General features: G+C 69.3%; 12 protein-coding genes and 1 CRISPR repeat array. Of the genes, 6 read left to right on the top strand and 6 right to left on the bottom strand.

Features of this window, described 5'->3' with window-relative positions:
* Positions 1 to 17 precede the first annotated feature (17 nt).
* Positions 18 to 899, bottom strand: a complete 882-nt coding sequence (locus ACIPK4_RS33160; protein ID WP_402319717.1) for a hypothetical protein — start codon at positions 897 to 899, stop codon at positions 18 to 20.
* A 349-nt stretch (positions 900 to 1248) separates the two neighbouring features.
* Here ACIPK4_RS33160 and ACIPK4_RS33155 point away from each other — a divergent pair, with 349 nt between their 5' ends.
* From ACIPK4_RS33155 to ACIPK4_RS33140, 4 genes are all read left to right on the top strand, one after another.
* The gene (locus tag ACIPK4_RS33155) at positions 1249 to 2103 is read left to right on the top strand and encodes a hypothetical protein (protein ID WP_402319715.1); all 855 of its coding nucleotides are present in this window, start codon (positions 1249 to 1251) and stop codon (positions 2101 to 2103) included.
* A 224-nt stretch (positions 2104 to 2327) separates the two neighbouring features.
* Positions 2328 to 4751 carry an N-6 DNA methylase gene (locus tag ACIPK4_RS33150; protein ID WP_402319712.1) on the top strand — a complete coding sequence of 808 codons (2424 nt, stop codon included), beginning with the start codon at positions 2328 to 2330 and terminating at the stop codon, positions 4749 to 4751.
* A gap of 69 nt (positions 4752 to 4820) precedes the next feature.
* Positions 4821 to 5093: a hypothetical protein gene (locus tag ACIPK4_RS33145; RefSeq protein ID WP_402319709.1), complete on the top strand. Its 273-nt coding sequence runs from the start codon at positions 4821 to 4823 to the stop codon at positions 5091 to 5093.
* Positions 5094 to 5662: 569 nt separating this feature from the next.
* Positions 5663 to 6547 (top strand): glycosyltransferase family 2 protein, encoded by an 885-nt coding sequence (locus ACIPK4_RS33140; protein WP_402319706.1) that lies wholly within the window; start codon positions 5663 to 5665, stop codon positions 6545 to 6547.
* Positions 6548 to 7072: 525 nt separating this feature from the next.
* On the opposite strand, the gene ACIPK4_RS33135 is transcribed toward ACIPK4_RS33140, so the two are convergent.
* The 3 genes from ACIPK4_RS33135 to ACIPK4_RS33125 all read right to left on the bottom strand — a co-directional run bounded on the left by ACIPK4_RS33135 (position 7073) and on the right by ACIPK4_RS33125 (position 10325).
* Positions 7073 to 8032: a hypothetical protein gene (locus ACIPK4_RS33135; RefSeq protein WP_402319703.1), complete on the bottom strand. Its 960-nt coding sequence runs from the start codon at positions 8030 to 8032 to the stop codon at positions 7073 to 7075.
* 453 nt (positions 8033 to 8485) lie between these two features.
* The gene (locus tag ACIPK4_RS33130; RefSeq protein ID WP_402319700.1) at positions 8486 to 9997 is read right to left on the bottom strand and encodes a hypothetical protein; all 1512 of its coding nucleotides are present in this window, start codon (positions 9995 to 9997) and stop codon (positions 8486 to 8488) included.
* A 28-nt stretch (positions 9998 to 10025) separates the two neighbouring features.
* The gene (locus ACIPK4_RS33125; protein WP_402319698.1) at positions 10026 to 10325 is read right to left on the bottom strand and encodes a hypothetical protein; all 300 of its coding nucleotides are present in this window, start codon (positions 10323 to 10325) and stop codon (positions 10026 to 10028) included.
* Between the two features lie 550 nt (positions 10326 to 10875).
* Positions 10876 to 11574: direct repeats of the CRISPR family, unit length 29 nt; unit sequence CTGCTCCCCGCGCCCGCGGGGATGAACCC.
* Positions 11575 to 11619: 45 nt separating this feature from the next.
* Here ACIPK4_RS33125 and ACIPK4_RS33120 point away from each other — a divergent pair.
* Positions 11620 to 12030 carry a hypothetical protein gene (locus tag ACIPK4_RS33120; RefSeq protein WP_402319695.1) on the top strand — a complete coding sequence of 137 codons (411 nt, stop codon included), beginning with the start codon at positions 11620 to 11622 and terminating at the stop codon, positions 12028 to 12030.
* A 126-nt stretch (positions 12031 to 12156) separates the two neighbouring features.
* Here ACIPK4_RS33120 and ACIPK4_RS33115 read toward each other — a convergent pair whose 3' ends face one another.
* Entirely contained in the window at positions 12157 to 12681 is a 525-nt protein-coding gene (locus ACIPK4_RS33115; protein ID WP_402319692.1) for a hypothetical protein, read from the bottom strand.
* A gap of 811 nt (positions 12682 to 13492) precedes the next feature.
* Between ACIPK4_RS33115 and ACIPK4_RS33110 the strand changes: the two genes are divergently transcribed.
* Positions 13493 to 14287: a hypothetical protein gene (locus ACIPK4_RS33110; protein WP_402319689.1), complete on the top strand. Its 795-nt coding sequence runs from the start codon at positions 13493 to 13495 to the stop codon at positions 14285 to 14287.
* A gap of 170 nt (positions 14288 to 14457) precedes the next feature.
* Here the strand turns inward: ACIPK4_RS33110 and ACIPK4_RS33105 are convergent, their stop codons facing one another.
* Positions 14458 to 14619, bottom strand: coding sequence for a hypothetical protein (locus ACIPK4_RS33105; protein WP_402319687.1), 162 nt, complete (start codon positions 14617 to 14619; stop codon positions 14458 to 14460).
* Between the last annotated feature and the right edge of the window lie 670 nt (positions 14620 to 15289).

The raw sequence follows: 15289 nt of genomic DNA, 5'->3' as shown, positions 1-15289 counted from the left end.
TACGCATGACTGCTCCGTCAATGCCCGAGAATGGCTGCGACACTGGTGGCTACGTCGAGGGCGGTAGCCGGCGCCAGGCTCTCCTGTACGCGCTCGAGCAGGCGGCGTATGCGGGCTGGCTGGGGATCCTCCCGCGCCGCCTCACGCTCCAGAGCCTCGACATCCTCGGAGATTTGCTCACGGACCGGCTCCGGAACGTCCATCGAGGGGATGAGGCCATTGAGCTCGCGCACAAGCTGGGAGACCTGGGCCGGGTCGTAGCCGAAGGTGTTGTGCTGGACGTTGCCCTGGCCCATCTGGGGCGCACCCCCATTGATCGTGACATGCCAGTTCTGCTGGATTCTGCTGGGCTGCTGACCGGCCAGGAAGCCCTGTACGTCTACCTTCTCAGTCCACCCGCACCTGCGGCCTCGCGGGGTGAGTGTGATCGCTATCGGTCCACCGTCGTCCCTCTCGACCGTGACCAGCTTCTCCTCCTCGAGGAACTCGATCGCCCTGGAGATCTCGTCGATCGTCAGTACCGTGTCCAAGACGCGGGCGTTCCCGGAGAGCAAGAACTGCTGCACCTCAAGTCTGTGCTTGGGGAACTCGTCGGTTGTGGCGGCTATCAGCCCGTTGAGCGCCATGTCGTACCGGATGACCGGACGGTCCCGGTCCCGCAGAAGCTGCTCCGCCTTGATGACGCCTTGGGAAGTGATTCGACACGTCATTCCCGATGGGACTTCCAGCATCTCGACCATGTGTGCGTCCCGGAGGTGACCGGTCAGGGTGATCAGACGGTCGTCGCCCAGCTCTCCCCACCCGGGCACCTGGTCGACCTCGATGTACTCCTGCGTGCTGCCGTTGGCCTGCTGATACATCGCAAGCAGCAGCAGAGCGGAGTCCCGTTCCGTATCCACCGCCCGATCGTAGGGCGCCGATGCGGCGGCGGTCCTGGGTATCGGGGAAGTGGAGTGGCCTGCACTGCACCCCCCGCTTCGAAGGCGGGCTGCGCGGGAAGCCGTTCTCTAGCGTGATGGCATGACGAGAACATCCCCGAGCGAAGCCGATCGGCAGCTCATCCAGGCCTGCCAGGAGCGGGGATTCCCGCTGAAGGCGTCACGGCTCGCCACATGGCGGAAATACGGCCTGGTGCCCGAACCGGCTTCCCTGTATCTCGGCGGTCGCCGCGGCTCGAGGCGGGTGTACCCGCCGGGGACCGAACAGCAGGTCCTGTGCCTGGCCGCCTGTGACGGGCTTCATCCGCGCATGTCCCCGTTTGATCTCCTCCTGCTGGCCTTCTTCACCGAGTTGCCGCTGCCCTTCCTCCCGACCACGTCCCTGAAGGCCGCGCTGGCAGAGGTGTACTTCGGCGCCCGAGCCGTGTGGCGGGAAGAGGAGCAGGCGGTGTACGACGGCGTCGGCGTCGACCCGCGGGACGGACTTCCGGCCGATTTCGACTGGGCCCAGACCGCGGCCGCGCTGGAGATCAGGCAGGACCCGGAGCATGTACGGCAGATGCGAGCGAACCTGAAGCGGCGCCCTGACCTCGCGCGGGCCACCCGGGAGGAACTCGACGGCCGCGTGGACGGGGTGCTCACCACCCTGAATCGTGACTACCTTCCTGAGGAAGACGCGGTGGCCATGGCAGATCTGAAGGCTGCCATGGCCTTCGGTGGACCGCCCGCGCAATCGCGGGCCGCGTGGATGCATGCGGCGATCTGCCGCGCCGAACAGCTTTCAGTCCGGCAGGAGACGAATGGCGGGGAGCGGTTCGAGGAGCTCATGGCACTCGAGGCCTCCGAGCTGTTGTACTTCCGGGAGCTCGTACTCGAAGACCTCAGTGCCATGTACACGGCTGCGTCGGAGGGCCGGCTGAGGCGGTACGAGATCCGCTCCCCGGAGCAGGCGCGCACGGCAGGAGCCATGCTGGTGGAGTGGAACAGCGTCCGGCGGACGGTCGAGCCGGGATCCCGGCCCGCCCAGCGCGTGCGCGACGCCCTGTACGACCTCTGGTCCATCTGCTCGCACCTGGGAGGAGCGGGCGAGGGCCGGGCGGCCTTCGCCGCCAGGACGGGAACGCTCATGCCTTCGGGCCGCTCCATTGGGTCGCGCAAGTGTTAACCCCCTTGCATGCTTGCTCCTTGAAGTCCGGTACGGACCAGGGCTCCTCTGGGGCTTGCTGAGTCGTTTTCTTGGTCAAACGGGGCTGGATGCTGCTCTGCTGGGCTGTCAGTGCAGTCAAGTTGTTCTGTGAGTACTGCGGGTGCTCATAAGACACAACGGCCGCAGACCCGATACGTTCCCCACAACGGGACGCCTGCCAGGCGTAGTTCGAAGGGAGCAGCATGGGAAGCATTCACCCACCGCAGTACGAGGACGATCCTCTGATTTCGCGGGCTCGGATCGCGGAACTGGCCGACGTCACGCGGCCGACCGTGACCATCTGGGAGCAGCGGGCCTCGGACTTCCCCGCCCCCCGGAGAGCCGCAGGGGCGGACCACTTCCTTCAGTCGGATGTCGTGCGCTGGCTCGACCGCCGCCGCGTCCCACGCCACCTGCGGCGGCCGGACGAGAGCGAAGGAGTCACGTACGGCCATCGGGTACGGCACTCGCTGGCCATGGGCCGGACGGAAGCGCACCAGCTCGTCCTGGATCCCGCGGACGTGCCCGAGCTGACGGACCGGCCGGCGCAGCGGGCGACCGTACCGGCCAGCCGGCAAGTGGTGCGAGAGCTCATGGGCCCTCTGGCCGATGAGGTGCGCGGTCCCGGATCGATGGTGAACTACCTGCACCTGCTCCTCGCCCTCCACTTTCTGCACACCACGTCCCCGGAGCGCTGGACCGAGACCCGGATCAGGGCGACGGCGCTCGCGGCCGCCGGGGGACCCCCCGGTGAGCTGCTGGAACACGTCGGCCACCAAGTGGACACCGAGGTGAAGCGGCTGGGAATGCTGCCTCACTTCACTGATTCCCTGGCCGATCTGATCCCCAGGAACGCGGGTGTCCTCACCGCGGTCATGGGCTTGGTGGGCAAGCTGGACGGGGACGCCTTCGAGCTGATCATCGATGCCTACGAGGCGCACGGACGGCTGCGCAGCCGTGAGTTCTTCACGCCGAAGGGCGTGGTGCGGCTGATGGCCGGCCTGGCGGCCGACTCCTGCGGTCGAGCTCCCCGGACCGCCTACGATCCGTATGTCCGCGGCGGAGAGTGCCTCGCGGAGGGGTTCGCGCTGTCGGAACGGCTTCGTCGGCGCAACCTCGACCGCGCACCGCTCAAGGTGTTCGGGCAGACCACCGTCACAGCGGCAGGGCTCCTCGCCACCCTCAACCTGGCGCTCCACGGCGTACACGCTTCGGTGCGCCTGGAGACGAAGGCTCCTTGGGCCAGTGGCCTGGACACCACCGGACGGGCGGACGTCGTCCTCACCAACCCGCCCTTCAACATGAAGAACTCTGCGGGGCAGGCGCGCCGTACCGGGACGTGGGCCTACGGTGCGCCCCCGCTGGACAACGACAACTTCGCCTACGTCCAGCACGTACTCGCGTCCCTCCGTGAAGGCGGGCGGGCCGCGATGGTGATGCCCACCAAGGCGGGCAACTCGGACAGCGCCGCGGAGACGGCCATCCGCAGGGCGATGGTGACCGCGGGGGTCGTGGAGTGCGTGATCGCGCTGCCCGGCAGGCTGTTCAGCGGTACCGCGGTCCCCGTGTCCGTGTGGCTGCTCCGTCATCCGAGCGAGCCGTGCGAGCACGTGCTCTTCCTGGACGCACGCCGGCTCGGGACGAGGAAGGGACCGCGGTCCGTCCTGGAGGACCACGAAGCCCGTGCACTTCTCGACATGTGCAGAGCCCACAACGCTCCGCCGGGCCGGTACGCCGGCGACGTGCCGAAGCTGCCGGCGAACGTACTGAGTGCGCTGGTGGACCGTCAGACACTGCTCGGCGGATCCTGCTCGCTCAATCCCGTGGACCACGTGGACCAAGTCGGTCCGGCACGGGGCCGTGGTGAGGACCAGGACGAGCCTGCCCGGTCCGGAGCGGCCGTGCCAGGGCAGGCCTGGGCCGAAGTCGCGTGGCTGAGGGACCGCAGCGCGGCCGCGGACGCACATGCGGACTCGCTGCGCAGCGAGATCACCCCCAGTGGGACGAGTGGAGCGGACTGGCGAATGGCTGCCCTCGCCGACCTGTGCGAGATCAAGGCCGGCCCCTCGTTCTCACAGCTGGGTACGAAGGACCGCGGTCCCGCCGGCGCGGTGCCGGTCGTGTTCCCGCGGCATCTCCGGGGTGGGCGCGTCACCGATACCGGGGAGGAGCGCATCTCCTGGGAACTGGCCATCCGGCTCGCGCACTTCAGGCTGCGGGACGGGGACATCCTGTGCGTACGGGCCGGCAAGACGGCTCCGCCAGCGATCGTGCGAACGGACCAGGTGGGCTGGCTGCCGAGCGCGAACCTGACCCGTCTACGGGTACGCGAGGACTCCGAGGTCGATCCCGATTACCTCCTCGCGTGGCTGAGCCGCCCGGAAGTACTCGCCTGGGTCGAGGACCGGTCGGCTGCCACTGCGGCGCCGTCGATCAGCACGGGGACCCTGGGCCGCCTGGAGGTACGTCTGCCTCCGCTTGCCGAGCAGCGCCGTGTCGCCGAGGTTCTGGCAGCCATGGACGCCCAGACCCGCGCACACGCCGAACTGGCGGCAGCCGTGACCAGGGCCCGGGGGCTGCTGGTCGAGCAGTTCATGAACCCGATGCCGGAGCCGACCCGACCCTGAACCCGTCTCCCCTTCGCCTCTTTCCCCGTTCGTCCCGCTTCGCCGACCCATTCGAGAGGGAACACTTCCGTGACCGCAACACCCGAAGACCCCACCTCCACGCCCGCAACCGGCGCCGCCACCGACTTTCACGCGGGAGGCGTGCAGCCCGTCTGGGCGCTCTGGCTGGTGATCATGGTCCTCTTCTCGCTGGTCGTCGCTTTGACCGCCGGCCTTGTGGAGAGCCTCGCGGGCGCCGGTCTCCTGGCGGTCCTCCGCTCCGGCGGAACCGGCTTCGCCACAGCGGTAGGCCTGTGCATGGCGGCCGTGCCTGCGGTCCGGGAGCTCAGGAAGCGGCGATAGCGGGTACCCGCAGCCGGAGGTGTGGGCCCGCCTCTGGCTCCGCTGCGCCGATCCGGGTCGGCACGCCGGCTTCCTGCGTACGCGGGGACTGTCGGTGACGGTTGCCGGTCAATCCGAGGGAGTCCTCAGTGCCCGGGCTCCGTGGTCAGCTGCAACTGGGCAGACTGACCAGCAGCTCGTTGCGGCCGATCAGTCGGCCCCTGCCACAAGAGCGACCTTGGGAAAGTCGGATTCCCTGGGAGGGATCAAAAATAGCCTGCACCCCGGCTAGAGTCCCAGGTCACAAGGCCTGCTCCCCGCGTACGCGGGGATGACCCCCTCCAGGACCAGCGGACCAAGGGGAAGTACGCCCGCTCCCCGCGCACGCGGGGATACCCCCTACGTCGGCTCATAGCGGCCCGGCCGCTGTGGAGATGTAGTCGCCGAGTAGGAGTGGTGTCTGAGTCCAGGTCCGTGCCGATGTCTGTGTCTGTGTCGGTGTTTGAGGCATGGGGTGGGCGTTCCGGTTGGGCCGGGAGCGGGCGGGGCGGCGGTACGCTCGCCGTTTACCTGGTGCAGGGAAGGGCGTGATGGGTGTGACCCGACCGCGCGTGGGCGTGGCCGTGCTGACGATGGGCGACCGGATGCCCGAGCTGCGGGCCCTACTGGATTCGGTGGCCAAGCAGGACGAGGCCGCCGTGCGGATCGTCGTGGTCGGAAATGGGTGCGCTCTCCCCGGGCTGCCGGACGGTGTGGTCGGGGTGGAGCTGGCCGAGAACCTCGGTGTCTCGGGCGGGCGCAACGTCGCCTGGCGGCGGCTGCGGGAGTTCGGGGACGTCGACGTGCTGGTGGATCTGGACGACGACGGGTTGCTCGTCGACGCCGGTGTCGTGCGGCGGATCGCCGATCTCTACGAGGCGGGAGCGGGGCGGCTGGGCATCGTCAGCTTCCGGATCGCCGACGAGACGGGCGAGACGCAGCGGCGGCACATCCCGCGACTGCGGGCGAAGGACCCGATGCGGCGCGGGCTGGTCACCACGTTCCTCGGCGGCGGCCACGCCCTGTCGATGCCGATGCTGGGGGAAACGGGTGGCTGGCCGGACGCGTTCTTCTTCACCCATGAGGAGACCGACCTCGCCTGGCGGGCACTCGACGCCGGGTGGGAAATTCTCTATGAGCCGGCACTCGTGCTCCAGCACCCCAAGACCTCGCCCGCCAGGCATGCGGTCTACTACCGGATGACCGCCCGCAACCGGGTCTGGCTCGCCAAGCGCCACCTGCCCGCACTCCTCGTCCCTGTCTACCTCGGCGTCTGGACCCTGCTGACTGTGGCCCGGACACGATCGGCCGCCGGGCTGCGTGCCTGGTTCGGAGGGTTCACCGAAGGGGTGCGGGTCGACGCCGGACCCCGCAAGCCGATGCGGTGGCGGACCGTCGTGCGGATGGCCGCGCTGGGCAGGCCGCCCGTCATTTAGGGCTGCGCGGTGGTGGGCTGCGCCCGCCAGCCAGGCCGGTGCGGCGTGCTGGGTGTTCCGGAGCCACTCCACGTAGCGGGCCACCCCGGCGGCGATTGCTACCCGAGGCTTCCAGCCCAGGACGTTCTCCGTTCGGCGGGTCGACGCATACCGTCCGAGCGGGTCCCCGGCCGGCAGTGGCGTCTCCAGCAGAGGCGTGCCGGGGTAGAGGGCGCGGACCAGCTCGGCGATGTAGCGGATGCTGGTGTCCACCCCGGTACCGATGTTGAGGGTCTCGGTGTGCGCCCGGGGGCTGGCCACGCGCGCAGCGTGCCTTCGGCGATGTCGTCGACGTGGGTGAGGTCGCGGACCTGGCGGCCGCCCAGCCGGAGAGGCGTTGCCCGACTAACGCCCGAGGGTGAGGCTGACGGCCCTGCCCGACCCGGAGGAGACCGCCGCCCCCGCTCCCGACGTCCCAAGGCACGGCTGGTGCGTGTTCGGGACGTTCGACGCAGATCCTGCATGAGTGCCCGGCTGGACGCGAAGTCAGGCTTCCGTTCGCATCGCCCGCAGCCGGGCCTCGGCGTAGACGACAACCCGCTCCGACTCCTCGGTCGTCCGCCCCTCCGCGTCAGTGACCGGGCAGGTCAGGACCATGGCGGCGAGGCCGTCGAGATCAATCATCGCGGCCACCTGCCCGCGCCGACAGGAGTCGTACAGGCTGAAGTCGTTGCACGTTTCGACCAGCGCGGTGAATGCCGGGAGCCGTTCCACCAGCTCGGTCCGGACTTCCTGCACGACGCGCTGCATGTCCTTGCTGCGCTCGTGCAGCGCGGGCGCGGCGACGAACTTCGTTTTCGTCTCCGCCTCGCGCCGGTCCAGTTCCCGTGCCTTCTGGTGCTGGCCGCAGTCGAGGGCTTGGAGCTGCGCCTTCAAGATGGCTTCCCGCGCGAGGTCGGCCGACGTCGTGCGGATCTTGGACAATGTCGCCTTCCCCGCCGCTCTTCCGCCACCACCGGCGGCGACGGGCCCGCGGCCGAACCACGCCTCCGTGGCAGCGGATTTCGCCGCGCCGTGCAGGGTTTTGATCGCCCGGCCGGTGGAGGCGGAGCCGAAGGCTTCCACCGCGCGCTTGGCACCTGCCGTGACAGCGCGACCCACGGTGGGCGGGCCGATGACGAGGAGTGCCCCGCCTGCCAGCGCGACACCGACGGCGGCGGCCAGCCCGGCAATTCTGCGCGGCCACCGAGGCTCGATGTCCACCTCGCTGCCGGCGGTGGGCCGCTCGATCGCAGCCTGCGCGATCGGATCGGCGTGCTGCAGACGCTGGAAAACGTCGCGGAAGGGGGCGAGGGCGTCGTCGTGGAGCGTCTGCCGTGCCTTCAGCAGGGCGGCTTCAACCTCGGCGTCCTGCTGATCGAGCTGCTTATCGCATTCGAGCAGACGCTTGTCTCTGAGCCGGTTCGTCCTGACGAGCCTGACGGTGTCGATTACGTCGACGGCCACGTTGCCCCCTTGCCACTCGATTCGGAGAGCCTAATGGCGGATCAGGCCGGCTCGCCGCGTTTTGACGTGCCCCGTCGCTGGACACGTGCGGGGGTGGTATGTGCTGCCGGCCAGCCGGGTGCGTTGTGCGCGGTGTTCTTGAGTCACTCCACGGAGTGGTACGTCCCCATACCGATGGCCACTTGTGGTGTCCGCTCAGGACGTTCTTCACGCGGCGGGTCGGGGGAAGGTCCGGCTGGGGCAGCGCCTGCGGCATGGCCCCGTGCCTCGGCGCGTCATGGGTGTGTCGCGAAGGAGACACTCTGACCGGCGCGGACCAAGAGCAGCCCGAGACGTCGATGCTCGGCTACGACACACGGTGTCGGCCAACCCATCAAGGCGCATACACGACGCCGCAATGTGATCACCAAGATCACCTGCGGCCCTTCCGGGCTTGTCCCGGCGCTACCTGGGTCAGGGGCGGCCGATCGTCGAGAGCACGGGGTCCGTTGGCTCGACAGCCATGTACGTTTCGGCCGTGGCGGCTTCGAGGAGGCCGGACTCGCGGGGGTCGTCCAGTGCGACCGGGAGGGGCTCGCCCGTGAAGGAGCCGCCGCTGGGAGCGTCCTCGGCTTCCCTGAAGCCTCGGATCACCTCCTCGCGTACGAAAGCCCGGTACTGCTCCTCCCGCTCGTAGTAGCTCTCGCGGGTGCGCCGCGCGTGCTGCTCGCGTGCGTCGTCGTGGTCCCGTGGCCAGGGGCCGCTCACGGCGTCCCCGGTGTCGGGGATGTCGGACTGCGCGCGGTGCAGGGCCGCGCAGGCGGAGTACATGCGGCGGGAGAGGCCGAGGTGGATGCCGGTGCCTGGTATCCGGCCCGCGACGAACCCCGAGGCGTCCGCGCGCGGCGTCATCGCCTCCTCGGTGTGCACGCCCTCTGCCCGCAGTCGGCGGCGCAGGTCGACACTGGGCTCGTCGTGTTCCAGCAGAGTCAGCGACCCGGTCCTGTGGCGTTCCCGGCTTCCCCGTTCGCGGCTCATCGGGACGAGGCGCAGGTTCTCCACCGCGCCGAAGGCAAGGGCCTGGTACGTCATCAACTGCTGCCTGGTGACAGCCATCAGTGCTTCGGGGTCCTCCGCGACGAACTCCTCCGCATCCCCTTCCGGGCCACCGCCAGTCGTAGCGGTGTCACCCGCGGGACCGGGGAAATGGGCGGTGTGCACGTCCAGGAACAGGTGCTCTTCCTCCCACTTGCCGTCCTTGCGCCCGGGAAGGGACGTACCGCACAGGACCTGACGGTGCTGCATGCCGAGCATGAGCGCGCTGCCGCCGTCCAGCTGGACCTTGCCGTTCTTCACTACGCCGGTACCGAGGGCGCGTGCTGCCTTGGCCTCGATGAGCCAGGGCATTCCCGACGTGCGGTGGTTGCCCCAGAGGTCGGGGAGCTTGGCGGCCGGGTCGGTGAAGCCGGGTAGTCCTCCGGGGCCCTGGGCCTCGAGGTGCCAGGTCCTGCCCAGGCCGGCCATGCCGGCGCACAGCCAGTGGGCCATGGTCATGCCCAGGTGGTAGCCGAAGGCGGCGTGGGCACTGCGCTCGCTGCCGTACTGATACAGGGCGTTGACGAACAGCCTGCGTCCCGCGGCGTGCCCGGGTGCCGCCACGTCCTTCAGCCGCAGGTACGCCTGGAGCGGCGCGACGCGCGAGACGAGTTCGTTGACGGCCAGCCAGGGAGTCCTGCGCAGCCACGGGGTGAGATCCCGGCCGACACCCTTGGCCGCCAGCAGGACCTGCCGCCAGGTCGTGGACGCCAGGTAGTTCCCGTACGGCGGTACGTCGGCCACCCCCGGCCACGGTGCGGTCGCGTCCTGCCAGAGTTTCGCGGCGGGTCGCCGCATCGCATCGAAGTCGCGGACCACGACGGGTATGTCGAGGGCGTCGGCGGGGCGGAAGGCGAAGTCGGCCGCGTTCTCCGGGGGCTGCATGATCACAGCTCCAGCCTGCCACGCCCCGTGCCCGTCAGACGTCGGAGGGGCAGAACTGCTTCAGGAGGAGCGGGGTGCCGAGGGCGAGGGTGACCAGGCGGCGGTGGGCGGCTTCGAGGGTGCGGCGGGCCGCGGGGAGGCGCGGGGCGGTTGCCGCGGGGGCGGCCGGGGGCGGTGGTGACCCAGAGCTGGTGGACGTCGCCGCGCTGGGGGGTTTTGCGATGGCCGGCGGTGAGGGCGTGGCGGCTGACGGTGTCGAGGGGGTACCCAGGCTCTGGCGACGCGGGCGGGGGAGGGAGTGGGAGTGGTTGAGCTGGACGTCGGCGAGGGTCATGGGGGTGGAGAAGGTTCCGTGACTCCTCCGTGAGCACTTGCTCCCGACGCCTGCTTTTCCAGACCGTGCAGCTCGACGAAACCCATAATCAGATTCGCGGTGATAGTCGCAGAGGTGATCGCGGCGTAGTCATAGTTCATGGATGGCCCCTGCGTCTTGGAGCCTCCTGCGAGCATCTGACGGCACGGTGGTGCCCCCGCAGTCTGCCCAGCCCGGCGATCTTGTATGGCGCCTCATGCAGCAGAACGGACACCGTCTTCTTCTTGCCGCAGATAACTGGGTCGCTTCGCGCAGCGTCCCGGATACGTCGCCGTCAAGCAGGACGTCCTCGCGGCCGCCGAGGGCGTCACTGCCATCGCTCAGCGGGGCATGGTCGGAGGCGGGCCTTCCGGAAGCCGGTGTCGTGTCCCTACGTCAGTTGGCCGACGCGCTGGCATGTCTCTCGCAGGCTGATGGGGAACCGGATATGCGAAGGTTGACCTGAAGGTCGCGATCGGTGAAAGTGCTCCAGAGAGCGGCCTGGTGCACCTAAACTGGCTGCTCAGAAAGCCTGCTCCCCGCGCCCGCGGGGATGAACCCAAGTCGAAACTGCGCAGTCCGCAGGAATCGAGCTGCTCCCCGCGCCCGCGGGGATGAACCACAGTGCCCGCGAGGAGGCTGACTACTTCCTCCCTGCTCCCCGCGCCCGCGGGGATGAACCCCGGCAGGGCGGCAGCGACTCCAATGTCCAGCTCTGCTCCCCGCGCCCGCGGGGATGAACCCATCATCAGGCGTCGCTCCCGGTCTGCACCTGACTGCTCCCCGCGCCCGCGGGGATGAACCCCGGGTGAGACCACAGAACTTACCGTCGAGCAACTGCTCCCCGCGCCCGCGGGGATGAACCCCCTGGCAGGCCGAGGGCCTGCTGGACGCCGGCCTGCTCCCCGCGCCCGCGGGGATGAACCCACGAAGCGGAAGCGGAACCCGTCCCACCACAACTGCTCCCCGCGCCCGCGGGGATGAACCCGGAGAGGTGCGGCTGTGAGCGACGAGGAGGTGCTGCTCCGCGCGGCCGCGGGGATGAACCCGTTGACCCGCCTGGGTTCTCGCACACGATGACCCTGCTCCCCGCGCCCGCGGGGATGAACCCGTGGACTTCCACCAGATCAGCGTGGCAACGTCCTGCTCCCCGCGCCCGCGGGGATGAACCCGTCCGGGGCACGGTGGAGATCATCACCGACGACTGCTCCCCGCGCGCGGGGATGCGGTAGGACGTCAGATATCCCGTTGCCAGTCGGCATCGGGGGCGCCGACCATGTGCATCCAGGAAGAAGGGGGTGCCATGGGGCTGTGTCTGTTCCCCGGTGACGGCGATGTCGATGGACCGGATGCTTGCTTCTCGTATGGGGGCTTCGCTCAGTTCCGCCGGCGTCTGGCCCACGCGGAAGGCTTCGACCTCGGCGAGATGGTCGGCTTCGGAGGAGACCGGCCATGGGCAGAGGTCTCGACCGAGCTCGAACCGTTCCTCAATCATCCGGACGACCACAGCAAGGACCTGTCTCCCCAGGATTGCGCCGCCGTTCTTCCCAAGCTGGAGGCGATACTGGGGCAGTGGACATCGGGACCTCGCGATTCAGCCATGGAGAGACACGTCGAGGACATTCAGCGGCTCTCAGTCGTGCTGCGTGTCTGCATCCAGAAGAACGTTGATCTTTGCTTCGGATGACGGATCTCAAGCAGTGATGTCTCAGGCAGCCGCGTCCCGGTCTCGTTCGATGGCGGCGAGGCGATCGCAGAAAAGCCCGTTCGCGGGATCCGCAGACGGGCTCTATGCGTCGCGGCAAGGCGGGCGTTACCTCCGCCTCAGGTGCCGGTGTTCCCGGTCTTGGTCCTCGTACCGGTACGTGACCTCTTTCACCGCGCCTGCCGTCTCCGTCCAGGCCTCGCCAGGGGGCGGCAGCGTCTCACCCCGCAGATTGGCGCCCAGGCAAGCCATGGCGTCCTCGCAGGCAGCGACGATCATTCCTTTCGGTGACGCGTAGACGAGATCCCTCACTTCCTCGCTCGCGGCGCCCCACCGGATGATCTCGGCGGACAGCGCAAGCCGGTCCCGCAGCTCAGAGTTGCGGAAGGTCAGTACACCCACGTCGATGCCGGTGACATGCTCTATAGGCCCATCGCCCGGATCGGCACTCTGGGAAGGGCTCGCCATAACGGCCTTGTGGGCCTGGGCGAACCCTTCCGCTACCGCCTGCGTCGCCTGCATCTCTTCGGCGCGCACGCGAGCCTGCTTGTTGTCCCGTAGTACACGCCATGCCACGAAAGAGGTGACGGAGCCACCGATGGCCGCTCCCACACCGCCCAGCAGCGGCGCCACCCACAACGGGATGGCGCCAGCTTGCGCTGCTATGAACAGTTCCAAAATTCCGTCGCTTACCCAACGCCCTGAGAGCTCGATGGCAACCGACCGACCGCGCGTCGCCGCGCCCCGACTTTTGTCCGCGGACAAAAGTCGGGCCCCCTTCGCTGCTCAGGGGCGGCGCTCACTGAAGCCGACGTCGGCCACACCGGGGAATGCTGTTGCGTCTCCTGGCTCTGGTCCACGGTCTGGCTCTCACGTCCGGGAGAGCCGAACTACAGGCACGTAACCGCTCGGCGACCGGGCGGGCGCCACGTTCACTCCGACTGGGCAGCCCCAGCTCCAGAGCGGCCAGCCCTCGGCGGCCGGATACCCGAACAGGTCGACGCCCTGAAGAACCACCGGTACGGCGGCCGGCCCGGTCAGCCCGGTCAGCCTGGTCAGCCCAGCCGCCCCGGCCGCGCCGACACTATGCGGCAGAGCAGGGCCCTTGCGGGCAGTACGTCGACCACCTCCCGATGACGGCCCGGTGGGCCTGCCGGTGCAACGCCGACTTTTGTCCGCGGACAAAAGTCGGACGACTCCGGGCGTTGCCGCCTACGTCGCACAGCGGTCGGCCTGCCGTCCAGGCCGACGTCTGCTGGCCGCCTGGGCGGTTCTGTCGGACGGGGAGGGGTGTAGGGTTCGCCATAATTGAACACGTTCAATCAGCGGGCGGGGGTGCGGCATGCGGAACCACGTGGGCACAACAGAACGACGGCGCATGGACGTCTGGGGTGGTACTGCGCCGGGCGCAGAAGTTCTCGGGGGAGCGCAGTTCCTCTGCGCAGTGCTGTACGTGCAGCTCGCCATGTTCGGGGAAGAGCCCTACGGCCGGGGCTACGGCGGCGGCATCGGCCTCCTCTTCTCACTGGTCCTCATGTGCGTGTTCGGCCCGGTCGTCGCGGTCATCCTGGGCTGTGCGCACAGCCTGCTCTTCACCACGCCGGTGATGCTGGCATCGAACGCAGTGGGCGTACGCACCCGGATCTCCGCGCCGTGGTGGGCCCTGCCCGCGACGGGTCTGCTCGCAGCCGCGTACGCCGTACCGATCTCGCTGTTCGCCGCCACCTCGTACGGGACCACGTTCGCCTGGATCGCGGCCTTCGGGGTACTGCCGGTGGGGGTAGCCGTAGGCGCACGGATGCGCCAGATACCGAGCGCCAAGGTAAGGCAGTGGTCACTGGGGCCCATTGTGATCGCTGTGATCGCGGCCTTCTGCTTCGGAATGACCGCGCCGGTGTACCAGCCACCGGTCCTTGAGCGCGCCGACTATATAGGGGAGTGGGTGGGCGACGGCGTCCGTCTGGAACTCGGCGCTCAGGCCGCGGTGACAGCGGCCGGTCTGCCGATCCATGACGGGTTCCACGTCGTAGGCCGCTGCTCGGGGCAGGGGACGTGGGAGAACGCGAGGGAGCAAGCGGCCTACGGCCGCCGGGCAGGCGTGGTCCTGGCCATCCCCGATTGCAAGGATGCGCCGCTGAGATGGGAGGTGGCGGGGACGGACGAGCGTCCGGAGCTGTTCGTCCTCATGGGCGACCCGGATGACGGCGAAGTGGCCGTGCTGCGGAAGCAGGCCGAATAGCCCTTGGTGGCTGCCCGATCTCACCGGCCTCTCGCCGCGGTGGTGCCAGCCCGTCTGCCGCCCGAGCAGATCACCGTGACTGCTCACCACCGACTTCGGGGCCGGACTTTTGTCCGCGGACAAAAGTCCGGCCCCGGAACGAGGAAATCCAAGGGAGGGGGGAAGCGCCTCTAGTACGGGCCGCCGCGGAAGTACTGACTGCCGTGGTGACGCGGGCGGTCGCCGCGTTCGTGTGCCGCGTCGGAGCGGTCGGCCGGGGCCGAGAGTCCGGCGAGGGTCCGGAGGGACGACAGGCCGGCCAGCACCTCGTCACGGCGCGACGCGGACTTCATCCAGGCTGGCAGCCGGACCAACATTCCCCTCTTCGGGGAGGCGAGCCGCTCTCGCAGATGGGCGCCCACGTAGGCGGTGAGGGCGTCGATGTGCCTCGTCGCAGGCCCACAAGATCCGTCCCGCGCAGCGGGTCTGGAGCCAGAGCGGCCGACGAAAGAAGGGATCCACGGTGCCACCGGGCACCGCGCCGACCAGGCCGCCGCCCCGCTGCTCGGCGGTCCAGTCCGCGACTGCCCCGCATCCGGCGCAAGCAAGGCGGCGGGGCTGGAAGAGCAGCTCGGTGAAGTACTTCGGCGCGGGGAGGCCCGGCCGAGGAACGACGAGCGCCCGGCCCCCGCACCTCGGGCACACAACGAGCACCCGGCCGGTGAACCGGACGAGCCACATGCCGTGGTCGCGGTGGCGGGACGGTCCGGGATGCACGGGATCGGAGCTCATGACGGACACCCTGTCAGGCGGCGCAAGAGCCGGGGCACGCCGTCAAGGAGCATGATCAGCCGCCGCACGCGGCTGTCGGACCGACGCGAGCAGAGCCGTGGGGGGGGGGGGGGGGGGGGGGGGGGGGGGGGGGGGGGGGGGGGGCGGGCGGCGGGGGGGGGGGGGGGGGGGGGCCTCCAGTGGTTGAAGTCTCCGACGACGCTGACCGGTCCTTCGGGGGTGTCCTCGGGG

This window comes from Streptomyces sp. NPDC086989 (assembly GCF_044745505.1).
GTDB lineage: Bacteria > Actinomycetota > Actinomycetes > Streptomycetales > Streptomycetaceae > Streptomyces.
Note: the sequence above shows the minus strand (reverse complement) of the source record. Positions and strands in the feature narration are given on the sequence as shown.

What these genes read in the sequence shown, in the direction of transcription:
- ACIPK4_RS33155 (WP_402319715.1), top strand. Translation starts at nt 1,249, where the DNA reads ATGTCCCCGTTTGATCTCCTCCTGCTGGCCTTCTTCACCGAGTTGCCG.
- ACIPK4_RS33150 (WP_402319712.1), top strand. Translation starts at nt 2,328, where the DNA reads ATGGGAAGCATTCACCCACCGCAGTACGAGGACGATCCTCTGATTTCG.
- ACIPK4_RS33140 (WP_402319706.1), top strand. Translation starts at nt 5,663, where the DNA reads ATGGGTGTGACCCGACCGCGCGTGGGCGTGGCCGTGCTGACGATGGGC.
- ACIPK4_RS33125 (WP_402319698.1), bottom strand. Translation starts at nt 10,325, where the DNA reads ATGACCCTCGCCGACGTCCAGCTCAACCACTCCCACTCCCTCCCCCGC.
- ACIPK4_RS33120 (WP_402319695.1), top strand. Translation starts at nt 11,620, where the DNA reads ATGTGCATCCAGGAAGAAGGGGGTGCCATGGGGCTGTGTCTGTTCCCC.
- ACIPK4_RS33105 (WP_402319687.1), bottom strand. Translation starts at nt 14,619, where the DNA reads ATGAAGTCCGCGTCGCGCCGTGACGAGGTGCTGGCCGGCCTGTCGTCC.